General features: G+C 43.6%; 3 protein-coding genes and 2 tRNA genes. All 5 read left to right on the forward strand.

The genetic code is table 11. The features are described from left to right. The first annotated feature begins 169 nt into the window (after positions 1 to 169). Positions 170 to 1054, forward strand: coding sequence for a hypothetical protein (locus AC1YY3_RS12930; RefSeq protein WP_482194589.1), 885 nt, complete (start codon positions 170 to 172; stop codon positions 1052 to 1054). Positions 1055 to 1301: 247 nt separating this feature from the next. After that, complete coding sequence (locus AC1YY3_RS12935) at positions 1302 to 1781, forward strand: hypothetical protein (protein ID WP_481824636.1); 480 nt, start codon at positions 1302 to 1304, stop codon at positions 1779 to 1781. A 61-nt stretch (positions 1782 to 1842) separates the two neighbouring features. After that, positions 1843 to 1917 (forward strand) — tRNA-Gly (locus tag AC1YY3_RS12940). A 58-nt stretch (positions 1918 to 1975) separates the two neighbouring features. Then, positions 1976 to 2049: transfer RNA gene (locus tag AC1YY3_RS12945), tRNA-Cys, on the forward strand. A gap of 164 nt (positions 2050 to 2213) precedes the next feature. Further along, positions 2214 to 3253, forward strand: a 1040-nt coding sequence (locus tag AC1YY3_RS12950) for a tyrosine-type recombinase/integrase (RefSeq protein ID WP_482194590.1), incomplete at its 3' end; no start/stop codon positions are given.

Consider the following 3253-nt stretch of genomic DNA (forward strand, 5'->3'; position numbering starts at 1 on the left):
AATCTGGTATCTTTGTATCTGGGTTAGCTGTTTATAACCTTTCATAAGCTTCCTCATCTTTGGTCGGATTGAAAAAGCCTTGAACTATATCAGCTAACCTCTTTCAATCACGTTAAAATGAATTGCACTTATGAGTTGAATCTAAGAAAGCTTATTTCCCTTTTTTAATTTGAGTACAGAAGCAGTGCCTGGTCAGATTATGCAATATGCGATTATGACAGACGAGGACAAGCCACCGTTTGCTCAAAGTGGAATGAAAGCGGCTACGGATTCGGCCTCGCTTTATTTGGATTTCACTCGGCTTTACAAAGCACTTGAAAAAAAGGACAAGTTTATCAGTCTGACAGAAACTCGGTTTACCTCGATGCACGTATTGAAAAGTCATGAGGAAAAACCGACTGTTGAATTGCTCGATTATCTTGAGCAAAGATGGTCAGGTATAGATTTGCAAAAAGAAGCGGTATTTGGTGACCGACTGGATCGCTACCTTGCTATTGGCATAGCATCTGCCCATAGCTTGCAAAATCAGGGTTCAAGCCAAAGCCAGATTGATCCTGAGCAGGAAATGCTCGTTCATTCAGAATCTGACCGATTGTTGTTCTGCGTCTTTAGCAAGACCGGAATTTTATCGGTTGGAAATTTGGTCAGCTTCAGAAAAGCCGATCAGTCAGATCAAAAGCGGTCGTTAGCCGTTGTAAACGAGCTAATCGTAACTAAGCAAAGCGGTAAAATAAGCTTTGGTGTCAGTCTAATAACAACGCGCTATCATGCTGTTTACTACACAATGTCAAATGCGAGCGATAGCGACTCGACCAACAAAGGTCTCTTTTATAACGCGGATGACCAATTTGAAGAAGCCAGTTTTCTAGTGGTCGACAACTTTATGCTAAAAGAAGGCGACCTTATCAAAATGCTGATGAATCAGGAAAATATTTATCTTATCTTAAAAGATAGGAAAAATGTTGGTCTTGGCTACTGGCAGTTTGAATGTCAACGAATTGCTGAAAGAGTTGATAAACCCGCGCAACCTAAAAAAGGCTATGACTTTATCTGATTTCAATAAGAGAACGACATTTCCTTGCTAGCAACACATAAATCACTTGAAAAGTTTTTACATCGTGGTAAGTTGGTCAACTGAGTAGACACGAGTCAGGCAGGCTACGGCTTTTAAAGCAAGAAATAGAGTAGTCATAAAGAAAGTTTACTTGAAGAAAGTATTTGCACACAAGCTATCCAACCTTATTTGATAAGGTTTTGAGCAAAGTATCATAATAAAAAATTACAAACCATGAGGATGAAAAATGAGTAACGAAGACAATGTGAACAAAACTGTAGACTCGTTAAAAACCACCGTCAGCAATCAGATTGCGGCAATGATGAGCTTAAAAGAGAGCAATCCAAAAGCTTTCTACGGCATCTTGGCAGCAGTGATTTTGCCTATACTTTTCATAATGATGAGTGGTGGAGAATCAAATACTGTTACTGGTCCAAGCATTAAAGAATTAGCTATTGGTCAAAAATACTCGTTAAAAAGCCCAAATACTGTTGATCCTAGTGCCAAGATTCGTCTGGTTCCAGTTCCTGGTACTTTGGCCGCTTACGATGATAGCGAAGAAGCAGACAGAAATGCACCTTGCCAACACATGGGTCAAGGAACTCCTGTTGAAGTCATGGAGTTTTCCGATTTTGGTGGCAAGAAAAAAATGTTTGTAAAGGTTAAAGTGGCAGACGGCGAATGTAAAGACAAAGACGGCTGGGTACTCGCAATAGATGTACAGTAACCGTAATTATAGATTGACAGATTGTTGAAAAAAATCGATAATTGCACGGATAACTTCTATTGCGGGAATAGCTCAGTGGTAGAGCACAACCTTGCCAAGGTTGGGGTCGCGAGTTCGAATCTCGTTTCCCGCTCCAAATTTTAAAAGCCGCGAGAATCGCGGCTTTTTTATTTCAAGCTTTATTCAATATTAATGGCTGCGTAGCAAAATGGTTATGCAGTGGCCTGCAAAGCCATCTACGCCGGTTCGATTCCGGCCGCAGCCTCCATCCCCCGATTCAACAAGGTTCAACGAAGTCCATAAACCCCTTTTAATACCAACGCTTTAAGCGTATTTATTGTTCAATAGCGTTCATTAAGATTCATTGACACATACGCTCAAACAGGTATAACATTCGGTATAACATCGTTACCACCGATTAGAGTTATACCAATGCCGCTATCTGACACCGCTTGCAAGAATGCCCACAAGAACGCCAAAGCCTTAACGGGCAAGGCTTTTACCTTGTTTGATGACAAGGGTTTGCACTTACTGGTTAAGCCAACATCGACCGGATGGGCTAAATGGTGGCGGCTTAAATTCCGATGCAATGGTAAAGATGGGTTAATGTCACTAGGGGTATATCCCGACATCACATTACAGCAAGCAAGGGAGCGGCGCGATACCGTCCGTAAGCAACTGGCAGAGGGCATTGACCCTATCGAACACCGGAAAGCGGTTAAGGAATCAAAAGAAGCCCTTGCCACAAACAGCTTTGAAATAATCGCTAGGGAATGGGGGCAGAAGAAGGTTGAAACATGGGATGACAAAAACAACCGCTCTAAACGGATGCTGGAGCGAAACGTATTCCCCTGGCTAGGTAGCAAACCGATAACCGAAATTTTGCCTAAAGACATCTTGGCATGTTTAAGGCGCGTAGAAGAACGCGGCACGATTGAGACAGCCCACCGCACACTACAGATAACAGGGCAAGTTTTCCGCTATGCCGTGGCTACAGGGCGGGTTGACCGTGACATAACGCCGGATTTACGCGGCGCGTTACCCGTAGCCAAAGGCGAACATTTTGCCGCTATCACCGAACCCAAACAAGTGGCAGAACTGCTAAGGGTAATAGACAGTTACCAAGGTTCATTTATTTCCCTTTCTGCATTAAAACTCGCGCCCTTGGTGTTTGTGCGTCCTGGCGAACTACGCGCCGCAGAATGGCAGCACTTTGACCTTGAGGCTAAGGAATGGCGGTACTTTATTTCAAAAACAGCCGTTCAGCACATCGTACCCTTATCAACCCAAGCCATAGCGATATTGCACGAGATACAGCCGTTAACAGGGCATGGGTGTTATGTGTTCCCGTCCGAACGCACCCCTAGGGGTGATCGGTGTATGAGTGAGAATACTATCAATGCAGCCTTGAAGCGGCTGGGCTACGGTAAAGACGTAATGACAGGCCACGGCTTTAGGGCAATGGCTAGGAC

The organism is Methyloglobulus sp., assembly GCF_964779595.1.